The sequence below is a fragment of the Streptomyces sp. FXJ1.172 genome (assembly GCF_001636945.3).
Classification (GTDB): domain Bacteria; phylum Actinomycetota; class Actinomycetes; order Streptomycetales; family Streptomycetaceae; genus Streptomyces.
In genome coordinates this window covers 176,297-197,622 of record NZ_CP119134.1, presented here as the reverse complement: position 1 = coordinate 197,622, position 21,326 = coordinate 176,297, and the positions used below count along the sequence as shown (strand labels likewise).

Here is a 21,326-nt window from a genome sequence, read left to right as displayed (position 1 = left end):
GTGGCACGCCAGTTGATCACAGTCGGTCGGGAGGGCGGGAGCGACTACCCGACGATCGGCGCCGCACTGGGCGATGCCCGCCCCGGCACCATCGTGAGTGTCCGCCCGGGCCGGTACCAGGAGACGCTGGTCGTGCAGAACCGCGTCACCATCGTCGCCGACGGTCCGCGCGGCAGCGTCGAGATCGCCCCGCTCACCGGCGCGGCCGTCACGCTGGCCGCGGACGCGGTGATGCTCACCGACCTGCTGCTGCGCGGCGGCGAGGGCGAACTCCCGGTGATCGACGCGGTGCGCGGCCAGGTCGCCCTGGACGGATGCGAGGTCCTCGGCACGGGATGGACCGCGCTGCTCAGCCGCGGCAGCGGCTCCCTGGCCATGCGTTCGTGCCGGATCAGCAATCCGGTGGGGGCCGGCGTGGTGGAGGCGGGCACGACCGGGAGCGTCATCGAGGACTGCGTGATCGAGAACCTCGGCACCTCCGCGGTCGTCATCAGCGAGGACGGCCGGGCGACCCTGCGCAACTGCCGTATGCGCGACGCGCGCGGCAACGGCGTGCTGGCCAACGGTCAGTCCCGCGGTGTGCTGGAGGACTGCGAGATCTCCGCCACGGACAAGCCGGGCATCGCCCTGGAAGGCGGTACTGCGCTGAAAGTGGTGCGCACCACCGTCCGCGACTGCGCGGTGGGCGTGTACCTGGCGAGTTCCTCCCGCACCGAGCTGACCCATGTCCAGGTGCACGGCTCCGGCGGACACGGCTTCGTGGTCGCGGACCGCTCCGACCCGCAGCTGTCGTACTGCGAGACCTCCGGTACCCGGGGCAGCGGCTTGTACGTCACCGGCCGTTCCCGCGGCCACTACACCAACTGCGTCTTCCACGAGGCCGAGCAGCCCGCCGTCCACATCGCGAAGTCCAGCACCCCGTCGCTCACCGGGGCACGGATCACCGACAGCACGGACATCGGTGTCCTGCTGACCGAGGAGTGCGCCGCCGAGTTCGACCACCTCGACGTGCTGAGGGCGGGCGGCGTCGGAGTGTCGGTCCTCTCGGGTGCCGATCCGCTGGTGCGCCGAGCGCGGATCACCGAAGCCCGCGGGAACGGAATCCAGGTCGCCGACCGCGGACGCGGGCGTTTCGAGGACTGTGAGATCGGCGACTGCACCGGCCACGCGCTGCGCATCGAGCGGGAGGGCGATCCACACGTCGGGAACTCCGCGCTGCGCGGTTCGGGGCAGTCCGGTGTCTCCGTGGGCGCCGAAGGACTCGGCACACTGCGCGACTGCGAGATCTCCGGCTCATCGGCGTCCGGAGCGTCGGTGGAGCAGAAGGGCTTCCTGACGCTGGTGCGCTCCCGCGTCCTGGGGTCCGGCGGCCACGGCGCGCTGATCGGCGCGGGCGGGCGAGCGAGCCTCAAGTCCTGCGAATTCAGCGGAAACGTCGGTGACGGCATACGTATCGAAACCGAGGAACCGACGGAGGTGACCGACTGCACGGTGCGCTCCAACCGCGGAGCGGGCATCAAGAACTCCCGACCCGGCCATTGGCTCACCCTCTCGGGACTGACCAGTTCGGGCAACAAGGCACCCGACTCCGGTACCGAGCCGCCCGCGGCGGGCGAGGCCCCGGCCGACGGCGCCGCGGCGGGCGCCGCCGACGAGGGCCGGGCGCAAGAGGGCGGACTGATCGGCGAGCTGAACGCGCTGGTCGGCCTGGCGAACGTCAAGGAGCAGGTCAGCATGCTCGTCAGCCTGGGCAAGCTCGCCCAGCGACGGGCCCGGCTCGGCATTCCCGCACCGCCGATGAGCCGTCACCTCGTCTTCGCCGGGCCGCCCGGCACCGGCAAGACCACCGTGGCACGGCTCTACGGCGGCATCCTCGCCTCGCTCGGGATGCTGTCCTCCGGCCACATCGTCGAGGTGTCGCGTGCCGACCTGGTGGCGCAGGTGATCGGCGGCACCGCGATCAAGACCGCCGAGGTGTTCGAACGGGCCCTGGGCGGCGTGCTGTTCATCGACGAGGCCTACACGCTGCTCTCGGACAGCAAGGGCTCCGGCGCGGACTTCGGACAGGAGGCCATCGACACCCTGGTCAAACTCGTCGAGGACCACCGTGACGACACCGTGGTGATCGTCGCCGGGTATGCCAAGGAGATGGAGGACTTCCTGGCGGCCAACCCCGGCATGGCCTCCCGCTTCACCCGCACCATCCAGTTCGAGAACTATTCGGTGGACGAACTGGTCACGATCACCGAGAACATGTGCTCCGCCCACCGCTACGTCCTCGACCCCCTGACCCGCAAGGCACTGGAACTGCGTTTCTCACGGATGCGACGCGACGCCACCTTCGGCAACGGACGCGCCGCACGGCAGGTCTTCGAGGAGATGATCGACCGCCAGTCGCTGCGCCTCGCCACCCAGTTGGAGGCCAGCGAGGCGGATCTGATGCTCATGGTCCCGGAGGACGTCGGGGCCGACGAGGCGGAGGAGGTGCGCGGCGACGAGGTGAGGACCCCCGGCGACTCGGGCGCGCTCGCCCAGCTCAGGGCCATGACCGGGCTCGCGGCGGTCAAGCGCGAGGTCGGCGGCATCGTGGACCTGCTCAGCGCGTACCGGCAGCGGGCCGCGATGGGGCTGCCGACCCCGTCGATCAGCCACCACCTGGTGTTCTCCGGACCGCCCGGCACCGGCAAGACCACCGTGGCACGGCTCTACGCCGACCTGCTGCGCTCGTTCGGGGTGCTGCCCCGCGGTCAGCTCGTCGAGGTCGCGCGGGCGGACCTGGTGGGCCGGTACATCGGGCACACCGCACAGCTCACCACCGAGAAGTTCGAACAGGCCCTGGGCGGCGTGCTGTTCATCGACGAGGCCTACACCCTCACGCCGGAGAACTCGCCGCAGGACTTCGGCCGCGAGGCGGTGGACACCCTGCTGAAACTCATGGAGGACCACCGCGACGAGGTGGTGGTGATCGTCGCGGGATACCCGGCCGAGATGGAACGGTTCCTGGAGTCCAATCCCGGTCTCGCGTCCCGGTTCTCACGCCGGGTGGCCTTCGAGGACTACTCGACCGACGAACTGCTGGCGATCATCGAAGAGCAGACCAGGACGGCCGGCTACGTGTGCCTGCCGCAGACGGTCGACACCCTCCGGGCCCACCTGGACGGCCTCCCGCGCAACCGCTCCTTCGGCAACGCCCGGCTGGCCAGGCAACTGGTCGAGGGAATGATGACCCGGCACGCCGGGCGGCTCGGCACCATCGCGGCCCCCGACCTCGAGGCCCTCACCACCCTCCTCCCCGAGGACCTGCCCGCGACCGCGGCCGGCAAGGCCCCGGTGTGACACCTTGTCACCTGCGCCGCGCGGCTCAGCAGGTGAGGCACCGGCCACATCCAGACCCCTCCGAACCTGACACGCCGCGATCTCGTGTATCCAGGGGGCGTCCACGCACATGTGGCCGTGACCGGGCACGTACGGCGCCTCACACACGACGTCTGAGCGTCCTGGAAAGGAAGCCTGTGAACTCACCCGAACCACGCAAACCCGCCCGGGCCGCGCCCGCGAACGTCCCCGTGGGAAAACCCATCACGCAAAGCGCGCCCGAGACGGCTTCGGCCAAGGGCGCCACTCCAACGCGGCCCACACGTAAGACGGCCACGTCCGAGGGTGCGAAGCCGACATCGCCCGGCAGTCCTACGACAGTCTCGGCCGGGACCACGAAGACGGAAGCCGACAGGGCCGCCGTCACCTCGTGGCTGACCCGTCTGTCCCGCGCCGCGCCGCAGCCGGCGCCGCGGAAACCGGACACGTCCCGCGCGGACACGGAGCCGGTGCGGGCAGGCGTCCGTTCCGACACGGGGCTCGGCACCGCGACCGGAACAGACCATGACACCGCCGTGGACACGGTCGCCGCGACGTCGGCCGCGGGTGCGATGAAGAGCAGGGCGTCCCGCAGGGCGGCTCCCCGGACTCTTCTGACGTTGGCGGCCGTCACCGGGGTCGTCCTCGTGACCGGCGTGGTGGTGGCTCTGGGAACCCGAGGAGGAGGCGCCGCCCACGCGGCGCGGGAACCCGGGCCCGCGGCGTCGCTGCTCGGCCAGGACCTGCGCGACGGTTCCCGCGCGGGCGTCCCTGGCGCACTGCCGCTGCCCTCGGGCAGTCACGCCGCCCCTGGCACGCCCGGCCACACCCCGGCACCCGCGACGGCGGGAGGCGGCGACTCTCCCGCTCATACGGCGCAGCAGGCCGCCGCCGCCACCAAACCGCACACGGCGGCGGGCTCCGGCACGCATACGACGGGCTCGGCGTCCCCCCAGACCGCCCCTGCCCCGGGGACGAGCGGGCACACCGGCTCCGCAAGCACGGGAACCTCGGGCGGTGGCGGAAGCGCGGGCGGCACACAGACGACCGCGGTTTCCGGCGTGGCCCTGTTCAGCCACGCCTCGCACCGCTGCATCACGGTCCCCGGCGGCCAGGGCACGGACGGCACACCACTGGAGATCTACGACTGTGACGGTTCGGCCGCGCAGACGTGGACCTTCGCTTCCGACGGTACGGTGCGTGCCTTCGGCCTGTGCATGGATGTGGCGGGCGCGTCGACCGACAACGGGACGACGATCCAGCTCGCGAACTGCAACGGGGGCCAGGCCCAGCAGTTCCGCCTCAACTCGCACCAGGACTTGACCAGTTCGCTGGACTACAAGTGCGTGGACGTGCGGGACCAGAACACCGCCAACGGCACCGGCCTGCAGCTGTGGTCGTGCGCCGGCACCGACAACCAGAAGTGGTCGAAGGAGTAGAGCCCACGGCCCTGCCCCTGTGGTTCACCAAAGGCTCCCGTGTCCGACAGGACGCGGGAGCCTTTCTTCACGCCCGGTCACCGCGTGCGGTACCGCACCGGCAGGGACAGCACGCCGCGCACCATCCCCGCCGGGAACCAATCGAGGGTCTCGGCGGGGACCGCCAGTTCCAGGTGCGGGACGCGGGTGAGCAGGGTGTGCAGGGCGACGCGGGCCTCCAGGCGGGCCAGCGGGGCACCCAGGCAGTGGTGGATGCCGTGGCCGAAGGAGAGGTGCCGGGCGGCGGGCCGGGTGATGTCGAGGGTGTCCGGGTCGCCGCCGTCGGGCAGGGGCGCGTCGCGGCTCGCGGAGGCGAGGGCCACGGCGACGATGCCGCCGCGCGGGATCCGCACCCCGCCCAGCTCCAGATCCTCGGCGGCGTAGCGGTTCGTGGTGCGCTCGACGGACGTGTCGTAGCGCAGGAACTCCTCGATCGCGTCGGGCAGGAGCCCGGGGTTCTCCCGCAGCAGCCGCAGCTGGTCGGGGTGCCGGAGCAGGGCCAGTACGGCGTTGCCGAGGAGGTTGACGGTGGTCTCGTGGCCGGCGATGACGAGCAGGGCCGCGGTGCCCGCCAGTTCGTCCCGGGAGAGGCGGCCGTCGTCCTCGTCCCGGGCGGCGACGAGGGCGGACAGCAGGTCGTCGCCGGGAGCGCGGCGCTTGTCGTCGGCCTGCTGGCGCAGGAACCCGTGCAGGCTCGCCACGGCCGTGGCGTACTCGGGGTGGCCCACCTGGAAGGCGAGTGCCGTCCAGCGGCGGAAGTCGTGGCGGTCGGCCTCCGGGATGCCGAGCAGTTCGGCGATCACCGTGACCGGCAGCGGCGCGGTGAAGGCTTCCACGAGGTCCAGTTCACCGGAGGGCGGCATGGCGTCGATGAGCCGGTGGGCGATCTGGCTGATGCGCGGTTCCATCCCGGCGGTGCGTTTCGGGGAGAAGACGCCCGACACCAGACGGCGCAGCCGGGTGTGCTCGGGCGGGTCCGCCTCCAGCATCTGGCCGCCGAACCCGGTGCCGCGCTTGTGGCCCAGGAAGCCCGCCGCCTCCAGCATCTCGGTGGCCGGCTCGGGGTCCTTGAGCAGCGCCGGATGGGTCAGCGCCTCGCGGGCGAGGTCGTAGTCGACGACCACCCAGCCCGTGATGCCGGGGAAGAACTGCGCCCGGTGGACAGGTCCTTTCGCACGCAGCCGCGCGTACTGCCGGTGGGCGTCCGCCTTGAACTCGGGGCCCATGATCACCAGTTCGTCCGGTTCACCGTCCGGCCGGGCCTGCTGGTACGTGTCCATCGTGTGTCCTCGCCCTGTACGCGGAGATCTCTCCGGAGCCGCCCGTGCCGACGGCGAACCGCGCGCTCCACGGCGGCCGTCCTCAGAAACACGCGGGCCGCCCCCGCGAAGGTTCACGTGTGCGACGTTCGCACCGGTCCCCGCCCTTCTACGAAGCCGCCGTGTCGCAGCCGGCCCCGGGGGGCGTCACCGGACCCGGACCACCTCCAGGCTGCTCGGTCCGTTCGCCGCGCCGCGCAGCGTGATGTCGAACAACAGCCGTCCCCCGCCGGGCCGGAGAGTTGCCGCGCGGCCCGGTCCGAGCGTCCGGCGCGGACCCTCGTCGAGCACCCCCGGCCGGGGGCCCGCTATGTACGTCACGTACACGCGGGAACGGCCGGAGTTGCGCACCGTCACCTGCGACGTCCGCACGCATCGCACGCCGTCGTGGGTCTTGGCGGGGCAGGCATAGCGCAGGTCGCCGAAGCCGTACGTGCCGCAGGACAACTCCATGCCCCGCGGCAGCTCGGAGCGGCACACGCGGCCCGCGGCCACGTGGTCGGTGGCCATCCGGCCCGCGGCCACGTGGTCGGTGGCCATCCGGCCCGCGGCCACGTGGTCGGTGGCCATCCGGCCCGCGGCCACGCGGCCGGCGCCGCTCGCCGACCCGCTGCCCCGGCCGTGGAGCCAGCAGGCCACGACGGCCAGCACCAGCACGGCCCAAGTGCATGCCGCGGGCCACAGTGCCGGCTCCCGGCGTGCGGATCTCATCGGCGGTACCCTTCTTCCCGTTCACACCTGCGAGACACCTTATGGGGTCCGGACACACCCGGAACACCGCGTCGGGTGTGAAGAACTCATGTACAGAGACGACAGAGGCCCGGGGTGGGAGGGACGACTCGGTAGGGTGCGCGCCGTCCCCATTCACACGTATTCGCACTCGGACTTTGGATCCCATGAGTCACATCCAAGAGGAAGACCAGATGAGCAGCTTCACGCCGGGTGGCCGACGCCGGCATCGCAGGACGAAAGAGAGCGGCGGGGGTGTCCGGCGCGGCGTCGTGCTCGCGATGGCGGTTCCCGTCGTCTCCGCCACGCTGGCCGGAACCTCGGCCTTCGCCGCCGACAACGGCACCACGGCGACGGCCCGCGACGGCGCGTCCAGCCGCCTGGACCTGACCGACCCCGGCGACCGGCACATGGCCGCGAACCTGGACGCCCGCGTGCTCGACCAGCGGCTGGGCTCCGACGTGAGCGGCGTGGTCCTCGACGCAAACTCCGACGCCACCGTGTGGAGCCACGACGGCTCCACCGCGCTCATGCCGGCTTCCAACGCCAAGCTCGCCACGTCGACCGCCGCCCTGACCGTGCTGGGCCCCCAGCACCGGTTCACCACCAAGGTGGTCTACGGCAACGGCACCCTGACCCTCGTCGGCGGCGGCGACCGCACCCTCAGCAGCGCGGATCTCACCGAGATGGCGCAGAGCGCGGTCGCCGGGCTGAGGAAGGCGGGTCTGAGCACGGTGAAGGTCGCCGTGGACGACAGCCTCTTCCCCGAACCGACCCTGGCCGACGGCTGGAACGCGGGCTACTACCCGGACACCGTCGCTCCCGTCCGCGCGCTCGTCGTCGACGGACACGGTGTCCAGGACACCTCCATCGACGCCGGGCAGGTCTTCGCCAAGCTGCTCGCCAAGGACGGCATCACCGTCGACGGCGACGTCACGCACGGCACGGCGAGCCGCACGGACGTGCCGGTCGCCCGTCACCGGTCGGCGCCGCTGGCGGACATCGTCAAGCAGATGCTCAAGCACAGCGACAACAACATCGCCGAGACCCTGCTGCGGATGACCGCCCTGCACGCGGGACGCCCCGCCACCTTCGAGGGCGGCACCGACGTCGTACGCCACGTGCTCAGCCACCGCTACGGCATCTCCCTCGACAACTTCGTGCTCCACGACGGCAGCGGTCTGTCCATGACCGACCGCATCCCGGCGGCCACCCTCGCGCAGATCCTCGAACTGCTCACGGAGCCCCGGCACGCGCACACCCTGGGCGCCATCCTGGACGGCCTGCCCGTGGCCGGCGAAGCGGGCAGCACCCTCGGTCCGGCGTACGGCCGCTTCGACGACCCCAACTCCCGGTGCGCCGTCGGCAAGGTGCAGGCGAAGACCGGCACCCTCACCGGAGCCGCCGCCCTGAGCGGCCTGACCCGGACGGACGACGGCGAGTGGCGGGTCTTCTCCTTCGTCGAGAACGGCTCGACGGCCGCCCCGAACGACGTCAAGGACGCGATGGACGGCCTGGCAGCCACAGTGAACGGCTGCTGGGCCTAGCCAGGTAACGAGCAACGGGCACCGAGGCGCCGTCCGACCACGAGGTGGGACGGCGCACGTGTTCGCGGCGCCGTCCGCCCGCGGCCGTCGGCGGCGTCGTCCGATGAGCCGGTTTGAGTCCTTGCGCGCGGGCCGGTATGAGTCATGTGTCACACGCCGTAGAAGTGAGCCGAAACAACGGCGAATCCGCTACATGTGTGGCAGGGCCGGACCGTTCAGGAGACCGGCCGCAGACCCCCGCAACGCAGCCGTCCGTGCCCCGCGCTCCGCTCGAAAGGAACACATGAAGCCTCCACACACTCCCCGTTCGGCGGGAGATCTCCCCAAAAGGGTCCCGGGCAGCGCCAAACGTGTCGGTTCCGGTTCTCCGCCCGCACGCAACGGCGAGGCGGCCGACGACGCCGAGCCGACCGCGCCGAAGAGCGACGAACGGGCGCCCGACAAGGCCGAAAGCGGGGCCTCCCCGCCCCGGTTCACCCGGTTCTCCTCGCTCGGGTCGCGAGCGAACACCGGACGCGGCCCCGCCGCACCCTCCTCCACGGCCGACACCCCGGTGGACGGCTCGGTCGGAGACCGGTTCGACGAGAGCTTCGCACGTCACGGTGAAGCCCGCACAACCCCGGCCGCGGACATCGTCGTACCGCTCGACCCAGCCGGCCCGCCTCCCAAGGGCAAGGTCGGGCGCGCGGGATCCCGCGGCGCCCTGGGTGTCGTGGGCGTCGTGGGGCTGCTGGCGGTGGTCGGGGTCCTGCTGGCCCTCGGCCTGACCGGTGGTCATGAGGGCGGCAGGCGCGACGCGTCGTCGGTGGCCGTCGGCTCCGACGGCCACGGCAGCGATGTCGTCGACGGGCTCGGCGGGCCGGCGGCGCCTTCGGCGAGCGCGGGCGGCACCGCGCCCGGCAAGAAGCCCGCCGGGTCGGGCAAGTTCCCGTCCGGCTCGGCCACGACCGGTGCGCCGGGCAAGGCCTCCGCGTCCGCCGGCGGGCACGCGGCCCCCTCGGCAAAGGCGGCGGCCAAGGACGGCACAAACGCTCCGGCGGTGGCGGCGCCGGGTGTGAACGTGTCCAGCCACGCGTCGCAGCGTTGCATCGACATCGTGGGCGGAAAGGCCGTACCGGGCGCGGGGCTGATGATCTGGGACTGCTCGCAATCCGCCTCGCAGCACTGGACGTTCTCCGACGGAACCATGCGCGCGCTCGGTATGTGTGTACAGCTCGCGGGTGGCTCGACCGACGACGGCACGGACCTCGAAATGGCGTCCTGCGACGGGAGCCCGGCGCAGCGGTTCGACCTGAACTACCGTCATGACCTGGTCAGCGGTCCCGCCAACAAGTGCGCGGACGTACGGGACGACCAGACGGCGAACGGCACCAGGATCCAGCTGTGGTCCTGCTCCGGTAACGACAACCAGAAGTGGTCCGAGGACTGAGATCGCCCGGGACGCAGGGCTCCGGCGGGCCGTCGAGCGGCCCGCCGGAGCCGCGGTTCAGTCGGGGTGCCCGCACCAAAGGTCGGACTGCAGGGTGAATATCGTGGACGACGTCCCCGCGCGGTAGTCGAAGGCGATTTACTTGCCCGGGGGCAGGTCCGCCACGCTGACGCTTCCCTCGGGAATCCGGTGACGGGGGTGCCGGAGGTCGCGCTGATGCGGGTCAGCCTGGGAGGGGCGCACGGCCGGCGTCGGGCGGGACTTCGACCGCGCGGTCGTCAGTCGCCCCCGCCCGGCGCGTCGGCCAGCCGGTTGAGCCACTCGAGGAGCAGGGTCCGCTCGCCGACGCTGAGGGCCGCGGTGCCGTCCTGGCCGAGGGCGGCCAGCAGGGCCATGGCGCTGCCGGCGACGCCGGAGGCGGGGGCGGGGGCCCCGTCGTCGCCCCCGGGCGGCAGCGCGAGGGTGTTGATCACCATCTCGCGGACGGCGTCGGCGGTCCGCAGGTCGCGCACGTCCTCCGGAAGACCGATCAGGGTGAGGATCGTGCCCACCCCGGCGGAGTGCATGACCTCGGTGGCGCGTTCGACGCTCATCCGCAGCCGTCCGGCGGCGGCGACCCGGGTGATCATGTCCCGCAGGCCCGCGGCGGCCCGCAGGCCGGCATGCGGCACGCGGCCGGGGCGCACCTGGCCGTAGACGAGCGCGTAGTACGCGGGGTGTTCGAGGCCGAAGCGGATGTGCAGGTCCCAGGCGTCCCGCAGCACCTGGACCGGGTCGTCGCCGGTGAGCAGTCCGGCCTTCGCCTCAAGGTAGCGCCTGAAGCCGTGCTCTGCGACCTCTTCGAGCAGTCCGTCCTTGTCTCCGAAGATCCGGAAGATCGACGGCGTCGGCACGCCGGCGCGGGCGGCGACAGCGCGGGTCGACACGGCTTCCAGGCCCGCCTCCTCCAGTAGGTCCGCGGCGGCCAGGACGATCTTCTGCCGCAGGGCGGGACCAGTCTGTTTCGATGCCGTCTCCGTAATCACGAATCGACGATATCAGTCTTACGAATCATTGATTTAACCATCGACATCTCCCATTCCGAATCAGCGATTCACCCTTGGATCCTTGGGTCATGGACCTTCGGCACACAGTGAGTTCAACGCCTGGGGGAGGGCGCACGGACACCTGCCGGGTGAACTCCCCGCACACCCACGACGTGTTACGGACAGGCGGTGCGGCGGCCCGGCCCACCACGTCCACCGCGCCCGACGCACAGCCCTGCACTCAGGGCGTTCGCCACGCAAGGAGAGACATGGCCGACACCGCCCCCACAAGCAGCGCCCGTGTCGCGGGTGTGGGACGTACCGCCTTACTGGTCGCCGCAGCACGGGCGATCGAGACGTCGCGGCCGGACGCACAGGCCAGGGACGTGTACGCGCAGCACTTCGTCCGGGCGGCACCCGACTGCGCCGGGTGGCCGCGTCACTTCGACGAGGTGTCCGGCGGTGACACCGATCCGCTCTGGGGCCGGCTGGCCCGCTTCTTCGGCCTGCGCACCCGCGTCTTCGACGACTTCCTGCTCAGCGCCGCGGCCGGCGGCTGCCGTCAGGTGGTCGTGCTGGGCGCCGGTCTGGACACCCGCGCCTACCGGTTGCCGTGGCCGGACGGCAGCACCGTCTTCGAGATCGACCAGGAGGAGGTGCTCGCCTTCAAGCAGTCCGTCCTGGACACGCTGGATGCCGTGCCGCGTGCCGGACGCGTCGCCGTCGCCGCCGACCTGCGCCGGGACTGGACGGCCACGCTGACGGCGGCCGGCTTCGATCCGACGTACCCGACGGCGTGGCTCGCCGAGGGGCTGCTGCCGTATCTGTCGCCGGCCGCGGAGCAGGAACTGCTCGCGACCATCAACGCGCACAGCGGTCACGGCAGCGCGCTCGGCTGCGAGGTCAAGCACGGGGTGAACCCGGCCGAGCAGCGCGACTACCCCGTCTACGCGGCGGTGCGGGAGCGGCTCGGGATCGACCTGCTCGCCCTGTTCAGCACGGCGCCCCGCCCGGACCCGGTCGCCGACCTGGCCGCCCGGGGCTGGAGCACGGCCGTGCACACCCCGTTCGACGTCCCGGGGCGCCACGGCGACACTCTGCGAGCCGTGCCGGACGACGCGCTGGCCGCCAACCGGTGGATCCTCGCCGTGCGCTCCTCGGCCCGAACCCCGCAGCGATCGGAGCTTGCGGAGACCCACCCGGACGTCCGCGTGCAAGCGGCTCCACCACGGGCCGAGGGGACGGGGCGAAACGGCCGGGGGAACACGCCGGCGGCCCGGCCTCGGATGGCCGGGCCGCCGATCGGGGCGGAACCGGCCTCACGACCACAGTTGGACGCCGGTCTTCCCACATCCGACGCCGGCGTGCGTACGGCGGCGAATGCTTCCCCATCTGCGGAACGGTCCGGCACCGCATCCGGGTTCACCCGTACCGCCGCGGGTTTCCCGGCCGGGGCCGGGCGCGGGTGACCCGCGCGCGGGCATGTGTGCGCGTGGAGGGCTTCAGGGCTGCTGTCTGGTTCACCCCCCACCTCACCCCCAGCGGCTGAGCCCGTTCGCGGACGGCTCCCCGGAAGAGGTGCCCGCCTCGGCGATACTCCGGATACCCATGTGGTCGCAGAGCGCCGCGAACGGTATCCGAAACGTACGCCAGAGACCTCTGGTAACCACGGTCACACCTCTCCATGGAGACACGGGACGACGACGGCCAGACCCGTCTCGGCCAGGATCGGCTCGGCCCACCCGTGCCGGTATCAGTCACACGACTGGGATGGCGACGGAGCGTGCTCCGGACAGGTGTGAGACCCCTTGCTTTAATGGCCATTCCAGAACTGGTACGTTCGCTGCGTCCTGCGGCAGCGGGCCCGCCTGCAGGGGCAATCGGAACATGGCCCGGGGGGTGGGGATGGACAGGACGGCGTTCGGCCGGCTGTTGCGTGAGGCGCGGCGGCGTTCACTGCTGACGCTGGAGGGTCTCGCCGAGGCGTCCGGGGTCAGCGTCCGGGCCATCAGCGACATGGAGCGTGGGCAGAGCCTGCCGCGCCAGGCGACGCTCACCGAGTTGATGAACGCCCTGGAGCTGGGCGAGGACGAGCGGCGCCGGTTCGTGGAGGCGACGATGCGTCGCACGGGCCGGGCACCGCGGCAGGCACCCGGGCAGGTGCCGAGGCAGCTGCCGCCCGCACTCGCGGCGTTCCGCGGCCGAGCGGAGGCGCTGGCGTCCGCCCACCGCCTCACCTCCCAGGTCGCCGGCCGGGGCGGGCCGGTCGTCGTCTCCGCGATCGGGGGCATGGCGGGGGTGGGCAAGACGACGCTCGCGGTGCACTGGGCGCACCAGGTGGCGGGCCGTTTCCCGGACGGCCAGCTCTATGTCAACCTGCGCGGCTTCGAGGACACCGGCCGGCCCCTCGACCCCGGCGAGGCCCTCGGCGGGTTCCTCCGCGCGCTCGGGGTGCCCAGCGGCGACGTGCCGCGCGACACCGCTGAGCGCAGCGCTCTGTTCCGCACGCACACAGCCTCCCGCCGGCTGATCGTCGTCCTCGACAACGCGCGGAGCGAGGAACAGGTCAGGCCGCTGCTGCCGGCTTCGGCCGAGTGCCTGGCCATCATCACCTCCCGCAGCCGGCTGTCGGGCCTGGCCGTGGCCGAGGGCGCCAGTCTGGTGACCCTGGACGTGTGGACCCGGCAGGAGGCTCTGGCGGGCTTGGCCGCACGGATCGGCGAGGAACGGTGCCGGGCGGAGCCCGAGGCCGCCGCCGAGCTGGTGGAGCTGTGCGGGTTTCTGCCGCTGGCGGTCGCGATCGTCGGTGCGCAGCTGAGCGCGTCCCCGGACGTCCCGCTCGGGCTGGGGGTACGCGAACTGCGCGAGGCCCGGCCACGGCTGGACGCCCTGTCCGCCGATGACCGGCACGTCGATGTCCGTGCCGTGTTCTCGTGGTCGTACCGGGCCCTGACGCCCGCGACAGCACGGTTCTTCCGGCATCTTGCCCTCAGCCCGGGGCCGTCGGTGTCGGCGGAGGCCGCCGCCTCGCTCGCCGGAGCCGAGCTGGCCGCGGCCCGGCGGGAGCTGCGGGCGCTGACCTCGGCGAACCTGCTGTCGCGGGACGCCGACGGCCGGTACGTGCTGCACGACCTGGTACGGGCCTACGGCACCGAACTCGTGGAGCAGGAGGGGGACGACCGGTTCGGCGCCGAGAGACGCCTGATGGACTACCTGCGCCACAACGCGTCCGCCGCCGGTCGCGTCCTCGACTCACACCCCGGGCCGGAGGCACCCGGCTCCCTGACCGCCGGCGTGATACGCGTCGCGGTCGACAGCCGCGAGGAAGCGCTGGAGTGGTTCCGTCGCGAGGAGGCGACCGTCACGGCCGCCCTGCACGCACTGGACGATCCGCGGCTGCTGCGCTACCGCATGAACCTCACCGCGGACTGGGTGAGTTACTACTCGGTGATGGGCCGCTGGGCCGACGAGATCGCGGCCAAGCAGATCGGTCTGGAGGCGGCCCTCGTGCTGGACGATCCGACCGCCATCGCGAGCAACTGCGCGGCCTTGGCCCGCGCGCTGGCGGAGTCGGGCCAGATCGACGAGGCGGAGGCGCAGGTCGGGCTGATGCTCGCGCAGTTGCCCCGGCTGGACCCGGCGCAACAGGCCGCCACCGAACGCAGCATCGGCTGGGTGCGTGGTCGTCAGGGGCGCCACACCGAAGCCCTGCACCACGCCAGACGCGCCCTGACGCTCTACCGGAGGCTCGGGAACCGCGGGGCCGCCGCACGCGAACTCAACGCCGTCGGCTGGTACCTGACCCTGCTCGGCGATCACCGGCAGGCGATCGCCATGTGCGAGGAGGCGATCCCCATACTGCGGGAGACCGGCAACCGCCGCAGTGAAGCCGCGACCTGGGACAGCATCGGCCACGCCCGGCAACGCCTGGGCGAGCTGGACGCGGCCATCGCGGACTACCAGCGGTCGCTGCGGCTGTACGAGGAGGTACTCGACGCCTACAACCAGGCCGAGGTGCTGGACCACATGGCGTCGGCTCATCTGGAACACGGGGACGGCGCGCAGGCGCGGGCGAGCTGGGCGCGAGCGGCCGAACTGCTGACCACGATCGGCGATCCGCGCGCCGAGCAGATGCGAGCCAGGGCGGCAGAGACGGAGGGGGCGAAGGCGCTGGGCGAGACCGGCAAGCGGTGACGTACCCGCTCGCCCGGCCCGCCAGGGGCAAACTGCATGCGAACTGCCTGGATCCGCGGGCGCCGCCGCGGTGGGATGGGAGCAGGCGGCAGAGCGCTCCCTGGGACCGGGGAACCGTTCGCCGCAGAACAGGGGGCATCGATGAACGCACAAGCCACACTCTCCCGCACCGCACCGGGCGCGCTCGGGCCGGCAGCGGCCAGGGGCCCGCTCACCGCCCGGGAACTGCGGATCGCCGAACTGGCCGGCCGCGGACTGTCCAACCGCGAGATCGGCGAACTGCTCGATCTCTCGCCGCGGACCGTCGTGGTGTGCCTCTACCGCGTCTTTCCCCGGCTCGGTGTGACGTCACGGGCGCAGCTCACCGAGGTGCTGAGGGACCATCAGGCGGCCTGAGGACGGACCGCCACCTCCGGGGCGGCCTTCCGCGTGCGGGTGCGCACCCGTGCCAGGCATACGTTTTCGCCATGCATGTGCGTTTTCACCCGGACATGTGCCCGTCCGCGGACTCGTCTCCCGCACCGACCGCTGCGCAGAGGTCACGGATGCTGATGTCGGCCCCGAATCTGAGGCGGCAGAAGACCCAGTCGATCGGGTCGCACTCGCGTGCGCCGGGCAGCTCCACGACCAAGGGCACGGTCGTCGGGTGATCGGCCGAAGCGCGCCGCCAGGCTCCACCGGCATGGCGGGTGAGGACCTCGCCGACGTAACAGCCGAACCCGATCAGGGAGTCGGCCATGTCGTCGTCCGAGACGCCCTCGGCCCGGAAACCGTCGACGATGTCCTCCACCACAACGATGCTCTCGGGGCTGTAATCCAGGTCGGCATCGCTGATATCGGCTGCGGTCGCGACGATGGCAGCGGCGTGCCGCGGCGCGTGGGCGGGCTCCAGTGGGAGGTTCAGATGCTGCATGTTTGTCCTCGGGCCGTTGCCGTCAATGTGGTTGAGGCTAACCGCATGGCACCGGGCCGAACACGCCCCCGGGCCATATCGAACCGGAACCACCTGCTCATGGTCCACCTCACAGGAAAGGATCTCGGTGTGGCGCGCCCTCGCGCATTCGACACGGACGTGGCGGTGGAGCGGGCCATCGGCCTGTTCCGAAGGCGGGGCTACCATGCCACGCCGATGCCACGACTGACGACACTTCTGGGAATCGGCAGCGGCAGCCTGTACGCGGCCTTCGGTTCGAAGGACGGACTGTACGCCCAGGCTTTGAAACGCTACTGCGACGATCTGCTCGCGGATCTCGACCGAGACCTCCGGGCCGGCTCCGACATCCGCACGGTCCTTCGGCAGTTACTGCTCACGATGGTCACGGCCGATGTGGCGGACCCCGAGCGGGGCTGCCTCCTGGTCGGCGCGGCCACCGAACGCGCGGCTCACGACAGCACGGTGGAGCAGGTACGTGTGACCATGACCGCCATGGAGTCCGTGCTGACCGAGGCACTGCGCCGCGCCCGGACCCGGGGAGAGCTGGAGGACGAGTTCAGCCCGGTGGAGGCGGCCCGTTTCCTCACCACGTTCATCCAGGGCATACATGTCATGGGCCAGGCACACACCGACCGGGCGTTCCTGGAATCCGCCGTCGCCGGGGCGCTGCGGGTTCTGGACCGAGGCCTCACGCCTTTCGGTCATCCACTTCCAGACCTCTGCGAGCGACAGTCAAACGACTGATCCGAAACGCTCCGACGGCTCCGACAATGAGGGCACTGGCGACGATCCGGAAAGGAACCGCATACCCATGACGGTCATCAACAGCCCGCTGCCGGACAAGGAGCGCGTGATCGCGGGGAGCGCCCTGCAGGGGACGCTGGTCGACCTGCTCGACCTGTCCCTGGTGGCCAAGCAGGCCCATTGGACCCTGTACGGGCCACGCTTCCGCTCCATCCACCTCCAGCTCGACGAGGTGGTCACCACCGCGCGCGAGTACGCCGACACGGTGGCGGAACGCGCCGCGGCGCTGGGAGTCAGCCCGGACGGGCGGGCCGCCACCGTCGCCGCGACCAGCGGTGTCCCCGACTTCCCCGCGGGCTGGACGAAGGACGTCGATGCCGTCGAGGCGCTGGTACAGACGTTCTCCGCCGTCATCGAACGGGTGCGGGAACGCATCGAGAGCACCGGCCCGGCCGACGCGGTGACGCAGGACCTGCTGATCGGCCTGGCCGCCGACCTGGAGAAGCAGAGCTGGATGTTCCAGGCCGAGAACCGGGGTTGACACCCTCGAAGTAACCGGCTTGACGGGTTACGACCGTTCATGGAACCCTCTCGTCACCGGTCAAGACAGTTACTCTTTGGTGAGGAAGCCCCCATGGCAGTCGTACGGTTCCATCTCGTCTCCACGCTCGGCCCGAAGGACGTGCTGGGGGTGCTGACCGACTTCGGCCCCTCGCGCGCCGATGCCTGGCCCACCATCGACGCCGAACACTTCCAGGTCCACGAACTCGGCGACACCTGGGCCGAGGTCACCGAGGGCACCGCCGCCGCCTGGGAGCGCGCGCGCTACGAGTGGGAGCCGGACGGTGACACGGTCACCATCACCACGCTCGACTCCAAGCTCTTCGGGGCGGGCGGCGGTTGGGTCTTCCGGATGACTCCCGAGGGCGACGGCACCCGGGTCGACGTGGAGCTGACGCGGCAGCCGAGCACGCTCAAGGGCAAGATGCTCGCCGCACTGCTGCCGGTCGCCGCTCCCCCGTCCCTGCGCAAGTCCTTCGCGGTGCCCCTGCAGGCCGCATGACCTGCCCCCGGCCCCCGGCCCGCCGGGACCACCGGTGCACGACGCTCACACCCTGAGGGGCCGGCAGCGCGAACTGCCGTCCCCCGTACGTCCACTGCGTGGGGAGAGGCGCGGGCCGCGCCGGGAGCAGCTCGCCGGGCTCGCCGCCGTCGGCGCCGGCCGCCTCACAGTGCCAGCACCGCTTTGCCCGTGTTCTCGCCCGCGAAGAGCCCGAGCAGCGCCTGCGGGAACCGCTCGACGCCGCCGGAGATCACATGGGTGCGCTCCTTCAGCTGCCCGGAGCGCAGCCAGTCGGCCAGCTCGGCCCGTGCCTCGGCATAGCGCGCCGCGTGGTCGAAGATGACGAAGCCGGTCATGGAGGCCCGCTTGACCAGCAGTTGCATGTAGTTCGACGGGCCCCGCACGCCCTGGGCGGAGTTGTACTGCGACACGGCTCCGCTGATCACGACCCGGGCCCCGTGGGCGAGCGTGGTGAGCACGTCGTCGAGGATCTCGCCGCCGACGTTGTCGAAGAAGACGTCCACGCCGTCCGGCGCGAGGTCCCTCACCTGTGCCCGCACGTTCCCGGCCTTGTAGTCGACGGCGCCGTCGAAGCCGAGTTCCTCCACCAGGAAGCGGCACTTGTCGGGACCTCCGGCGATGCCGATCGCGCGGCACCCCTTGATCCTGGCGATCTGCCCGGCCAGCGCCCCGACGGAGCCGGCCGCCGCGGAGACGACCACCGTTCGGCCGGGCGCGGGACGGCCGATGTCGAGCAGGCCGACGTAGGCCGTGAGTCCGCTGTAGCCGAGCGCGCCGAGGTGGACCGGTGCCTGGCCCAGCGAGAGGTCGACCGGGGCGACGTCCGCGCCGTCGCTGACCGCGTAGCGCTGGACTCCGAAGAGGCCGCTCACCACCTCGCCCACGGGGTGTGCCGGGTGCCGGGACTCGACGACGTGCCCGATGCCGGCGGCGCGCATCACCTCACCCAGGCCGACCGGGGGCACGTAGCTGCGGCCCTCGTTCATCCACGAACGCATCGCCGGGTCGAGGGAGAGGTAGTCGACCCGGACGAGGAACTCGCCCTCGCCCGGCTGCGGGGCGGACTCCTCGACGTACTCGAAGTCGGAGGCCGCGGGCAGGCCGACGGGGCGGGCCGCGAGGCGGTACTGGGCATTGGTCCGGGTCACGTTCGTCTCCATCTCGAGAGTGGTGCTGCGGTCGGGGCGGGCCCGGCCCTCACAGCCGGTCGGTGCTGATGGGCAGGCCCAGCAGGTGGCGGCCCGTCACTTCGTAGGTCGCGGCGTTCACCTGGAGGTGGGCGGTCACCGTGTGCGCGTCACGGAATCTGCGCTGCAGGGGCGAGTCCTCGTAGATCGCCGCTCCGCCGCCCAGGTCGTACATCGCGGCAGCCACCTCGGCCGCGGTCCGGGCCGCGTGCGTGGCCGCGAGGCGCAGCCCGACGCGCAACTCCGTGGAGACGGGCTCCGGTTGCCGTGCCGCCTCCCAGGCCTCGGCCACCGAGTGGAAGTACAGCAGGCGCGCGGCGCGCAGCGACGCCTCGGCCCGTGCCACTGCGGCCTGTGCCGAACTCCGTTCGGCGAGTGTCCTGTTGGAGCCGGACGGGCGGCGGACCGAGGCCAGTGCCACGAGATCGTCGAGGGCGCCCCGGGCGTTGCCGAGGGCGGCCGCGGCGACGGACAGGGCGAAGAACCCGAAGAGCGGGAAGCGGTGCAGCGCGGCGGCGTCGGAGGGCAGCCCGTCGACCAGCGAGGCGACCCGGTGGGCGGGCACGAACACGTCGTCGGCCACGACGTCGTGGCTGCCGGTGCCGCGCAGGCCGCTGGTGCGCCAGGTGTCCAGGACCTCCAGATCGGACGTGGGCATGGCCGCGATCCGCAGCACGGGAGCGGCGCCCCGCACCGCGTCCGGGTCGGCGAGGACGCAGCCGGCGATCAGCCAGTCCGCGTGGCCCACCCCGCTGCAGAAGGCCCAGCGGCCGGTGACGCGCACCCCGCCCGCCACCGGCTTCGCCTCGGCGGTGGGCGCCCACACTCCCGAGGCGACCGAGCGCGCGTCCCCGAAGACCTCGGCGGCACCCTGGGCGGGCAGGTAGGCGCTCAGCAGGCTGGTGGTGGCCGAGATGGCCGTGCACCACCCGGCCGAGGCGTCCCCGCGTGCCACCGCCTCGGCGGCCTGCAGCACCTTGACGGGCGGCATCTCGGGTCCGCCGAGGGACGCCGGCACCCCGGCCCGCAGCAGCCCGCTGTCGATCAGCGCGTCGACGAGTTCCCTCGGCAGCGACCGCTGTTCCTCCGTGGCGGGGGCCAGGGCGCGGGCGAGGTCGGCGCTGCACCGTACGGCTTCGTGCAGTGGCGCTGAGCCCGCCCGGTCCTGGTCAATGGCGGCTGGGTTGTGAGGCATCGTCAGAAAGCTTTCCGCGCAGGTGTGTTGCGGTACCGGATCAAGGGACCCAACCATCTGCCGCGGACAGCGTCAACACACCTTCCCCGGCACGTAGGACGTGTGAGGTGTTTTCCGCCACGAGGCGGAAGGCGGGCGGACCGGTGTCAGTTACCCGGGCGGGTGACCAGGCGTCCCCGGACCGCGCCACGGCGGATCCGGTCCAGGCCCTCGTTGAGACCGGCGAACGGGATCTCCTCCACGACCGGTTCGATCCGCCCCCGGGCGATGAAGTCGAGCACCTGCCGCAGTTCGTCCTTACTGGCGCCGTAGGAGCCGCGCAGCTCGACGCTCTTACGGACCAGGCTGCCGGTGGAGAAGCCGGTGGTGTTCGTGCCCAGGCCCACGAGGACCACCCGGCCCCGACGGCGTACGGCATCGACCGCGCCGGACGTCGTGGACCCCACGCCCGCGAAGTCGACGACGGCGTCGGGCCGCAGGTCGGCGACCGCGGCAAGGTCGGTGAAACAGTCACTCGCCCCCGCCGCGCGGGCCGCCTCGAAGGTGTCCGGGTTGATGTCCACGCCGTACACCGTGGCGCCCGCGAGCACCGCGGTGCGGACTCCGTTGAGTCCGAGACCGCCGAGGCCGACGACGGCTATGACATCGCCCGGCCTGGCCCCGGCCTCGGTGCGGACGGCGTGGTAGGCGGTGACGACCGAGTCCGTGGCGACGGCCGCGTGGACCGTGGAGACGCCGTCGGGCACGGGTACGAGAGTGGAGGCGTGGGCCACCAGCCGCTCGGCGTAGCCGCCGTCGACACCGATGCCCGGCGCGTAGTGCGCCTGGACCTGCGGGTGCGCGACGATCGCGACGGCGACGCGGTCGCCCACCGCGTACTCCTCGACCCCCGCGCCGAGGGTCAGGACGGTCCCCGCGACCTCGTGACCGAGTGTGAAGGGCGGCCGCCGGGTCGGCTCGATCGTGCCGTCGAGCACATGGACGTCCGAGTGGCACAATCCGGCGGCCTCGACGTGCACGACGACCCAGCCCGGGTCCGGCACGGGGTCCGGCACGTCCGTCAGCCGCAGGGGTTCGCCCTTGGCCACGTATCGGAAAGCCTGCACA

The 21,326-nt window shown here is 72.0% G+C and carries 16 protein-coding genes and 1 pseudogene; 10 read left to right on the top strand and 7 right to left on the bottom strand.

Translation table 11 applies throughout. The annotated features are described in order from the left end of the window. Positions 1-3,336, top strand: a complete 3,336-nt coding sequence (locus A6P39_RS42825) for a right-handed parallel beta-helix repeat-containing protein (RefSeq protein ID WP_275884352.1) — start codon at positions 1-3, stop codon at positions 3,334-3,336. Between the two features lie 488 nt (positions 3,337-3,824). Then, positions 3,825-4,793: a ricin-type beta-trefoil lectin domain protein gene (locus A6P39_RS42820; protein WP_275884351.1), complete on the top strand. Its 969-nt coding sequence runs from the start codon at positions 3,825-3,827 to the stop codon at positions 4,791-4,793. 77 nt (positions 4,794-4,870) lie between these two features. Here the strand turns inward: A6P39_RS42820 and A6P39_RS42815 are convergent, their stop codons facing one another. Together A6P39_RS42815 and A6P39_RS42810 are read right to left on the bottom strand one after the other, a co-directional pair. Beyond that, entirely contained in the window at positions 4,871-6,112 is a 1,242-nt protein-coding gene (locus A6P39_RS42815; RefSeq protein ID WP_275884350.1) for a cytochrome P450 family protein, read from the bottom strand. A gap of 186 nt (positions 6,113-6,298) precedes the next feature. Next, positions 6,299-6,862 (bottom strand): hypothetical protein, encoded by a 564-nt coding sequence (locus A6P39_RS42810; protein WP_275884349.1) that lies wholly within the window; start codon positions 6,860-6,862, stop codon positions 6,299-6,301. 185 nt (positions 6,863-7,047) lie between these two features. Here A6P39_RS42810 and dacB point away from each other — a divergent pair, with 185 nt between their 5' ends. Continuing rightward, on the top strand, positions 7,048-8,427 hold the full coding sequence (dacB, locus tag A6P39_RS42805) for a D-alanyl-D-alanine carboxypeptidase/D-alanyl-D-alanine endopeptidase (RefSeq protein WP_443053117.1): 1,380 nt from the start codon (positions 7,048-7,050) through the stop codon (positions 8,425-8,427). A 283-nt stretch (positions 8,428-8,710) separates the two neighbouring features. Continuing rightward, on the top strand, positions 8,711-9,856 hold the full coding sequence (locus A6P39_RS42800) for a ricin-type beta-trefoil lectin domain protein (RefSeq protein ID WP_275884347.1): 1,146 nt from the start codon (positions 8,711-8,713) through the stop codon (positions 9,854-9,856). 278 nt (positions 9,857-10,134) lie between these two features. On the opposite strand, the gene A6P39_RS42795 is transcribed toward A6P39_RS42800, so the two are convergent. Then, a complete protein-coding gene (locus tag A6P39_RS42795) occupies positions 10,135-10,881 on the bottom strand; it encodes a TetR/AcrR family transcriptional regulator (protein WP_275884346.1) in 747 nt (248 codons plus the stop codon). A 269-nt stretch (positions 10,882-11,150) separates the two neighbouring features. Here A6P39_RS42795 and A6P39_RS42790 point away from each other — a divergent pair. The 3 genes and pseudogenes from A6P39_RS42790 to A6P39_RS42780 form a co-directional block, all read left to right on the top strand. Then, positions 11,151-12,035 (top strand): annotated as a pseudogene (locus A6P39_RS42790) (class I SAM-dependent methyltransferase); the annotation flags it as partial. Positions 12,036-12,786: 751 nt separating this feature from the next. Beyond that, positions 12,787-15,075: an ATP-binding protein gene (locus tag A6P39_RS42785; protein WP_275884345.1), complete on the top strand. Its 2,289-nt coding sequence runs from the start codon at positions 12,787-12,789 to the stop codon at positions 15,073-15,075. Between the two features lie 141 nt (positions 15,076-15,216). Continuing rightward, positions 15,217-15,471 carry a helix-turn-helix domain-containing protein gene (locus A6P39_RS42780; RefSeq protein WP_331454230.1) on the top strand — a complete coding sequence of 85 codons (255 nt, stop codon included), beginning with the start codon at positions 15,217-15,219 and terminating at the stop codon, positions 15,469-15,471. A gap of 85 nt (positions 15,472-15,556) precedes the next feature. On the opposite strand, the gene A6P39_RS42775 is transcribed toward A6P39_RS42780, so the two are convergent. Next, positions 15,557-15,988 carry a hypothetical protein gene (locus A6P39_RS42775; protein ID WP_275884344.1) on the bottom strand — a complete coding sequence of 144 codons (432 nt, stop codon included), beginning with the start codon at positions 15,986-15,988 and terminating at the stop codon, positions 15,557-15,559. 216 nt (positions 15,989-16,204) lie between these two features. On the opposite strand from A6P39_RS42775, the gene A6P39_RS42770 reads away from it, so the two are divergent. From A6P39_RS42770 to A6P39_RS42760, 3 genes are all read left to right on the top strand, one after another. Further along, on the top strand, positions 16,205-16,753 hold the full coding sequence (locus tag A6P39_RS42770; protein ID WP_331454229.1) for a TetR/AcrR family transcriptional regulator: 549 nt from the start codon (positions 16,205-16,207) through the stop codon (positions 16,751-16,753). Positions 16,754-16,820: 67 nt separating this feature from the next. Then, the gene (locus A6P39_RS42765) at positions 16,821-17,294 is read left to right on the top strand and encodes a Dps family protein (RefSeq protein ID WP_275884342.1); all 474 of its coding nucleotides are present in this window, start codon (positions 16,821-16,823) and stop codon (positions 17,292-17,294) included. Between the two features lie 93 nt (positions 17,295-17,387). Next, positions 17,388-17,816: a hypothetical protein gene (locus A6P39_RS42760; protein ID WP_275884341.1), complete on the top strand. Its 429-nt coding sequence runs from the start codon at positions 17,388-17,390 to the stop codon at positions 17,814-17,816. A gap of 164 nt (positions 17,817-17,980) precedes the next feature. On the opposite strand, the gene A6P39_RS42755 is transcribed toward A6P39_RS42760, so the two are convergent. The 3 genes from A6P39_RS42755 to A6P39_RS42745 all read right to left on the bottom strand — a co-directional run bounded on the left by A6P39_RS42755 (position 17,981) and on the right by A6P39_RS42745 (position 21,325). Further along, positions 17,981-18,985, bottom strand: coding sequence for an NADP-dependent oxidoreductase (locus tag A6P39_RS42755; RefSeq protein WP_275884340.1), 1,005 nt, complete (start codon positions 18,983-18,985; stop codon positions 17,981-17,983). A 49-nt stretch (positions 18,986-19,034) separates the two neighbouring features. Beyond that, complete coding sequence (locus tag A6P39_RS42750) at positions 19,035-20,219, bottom strand: acyl-CoA dehydrogenase family protein (protein ID WP_275884339.1); 1,185 nt, start codon at positions 20,217-20,219, stop codon at positions 19,035-19,037. A 146-nt stretch (positions 20,220-20,365) separates the two neighbouring features. Beyond that, complete coding sequence (locus A6P39_RS42745) at positions 20,366-21,325, bottom strand: zinc-binding dehydrogenase (protein WP_275884338.1); 960 nt, start codon at positions 21,323-21,325, stop codon at positions 20,366-20,368. Between the last annotated feature and the right edge of the window lies 1 nt (position 21,326).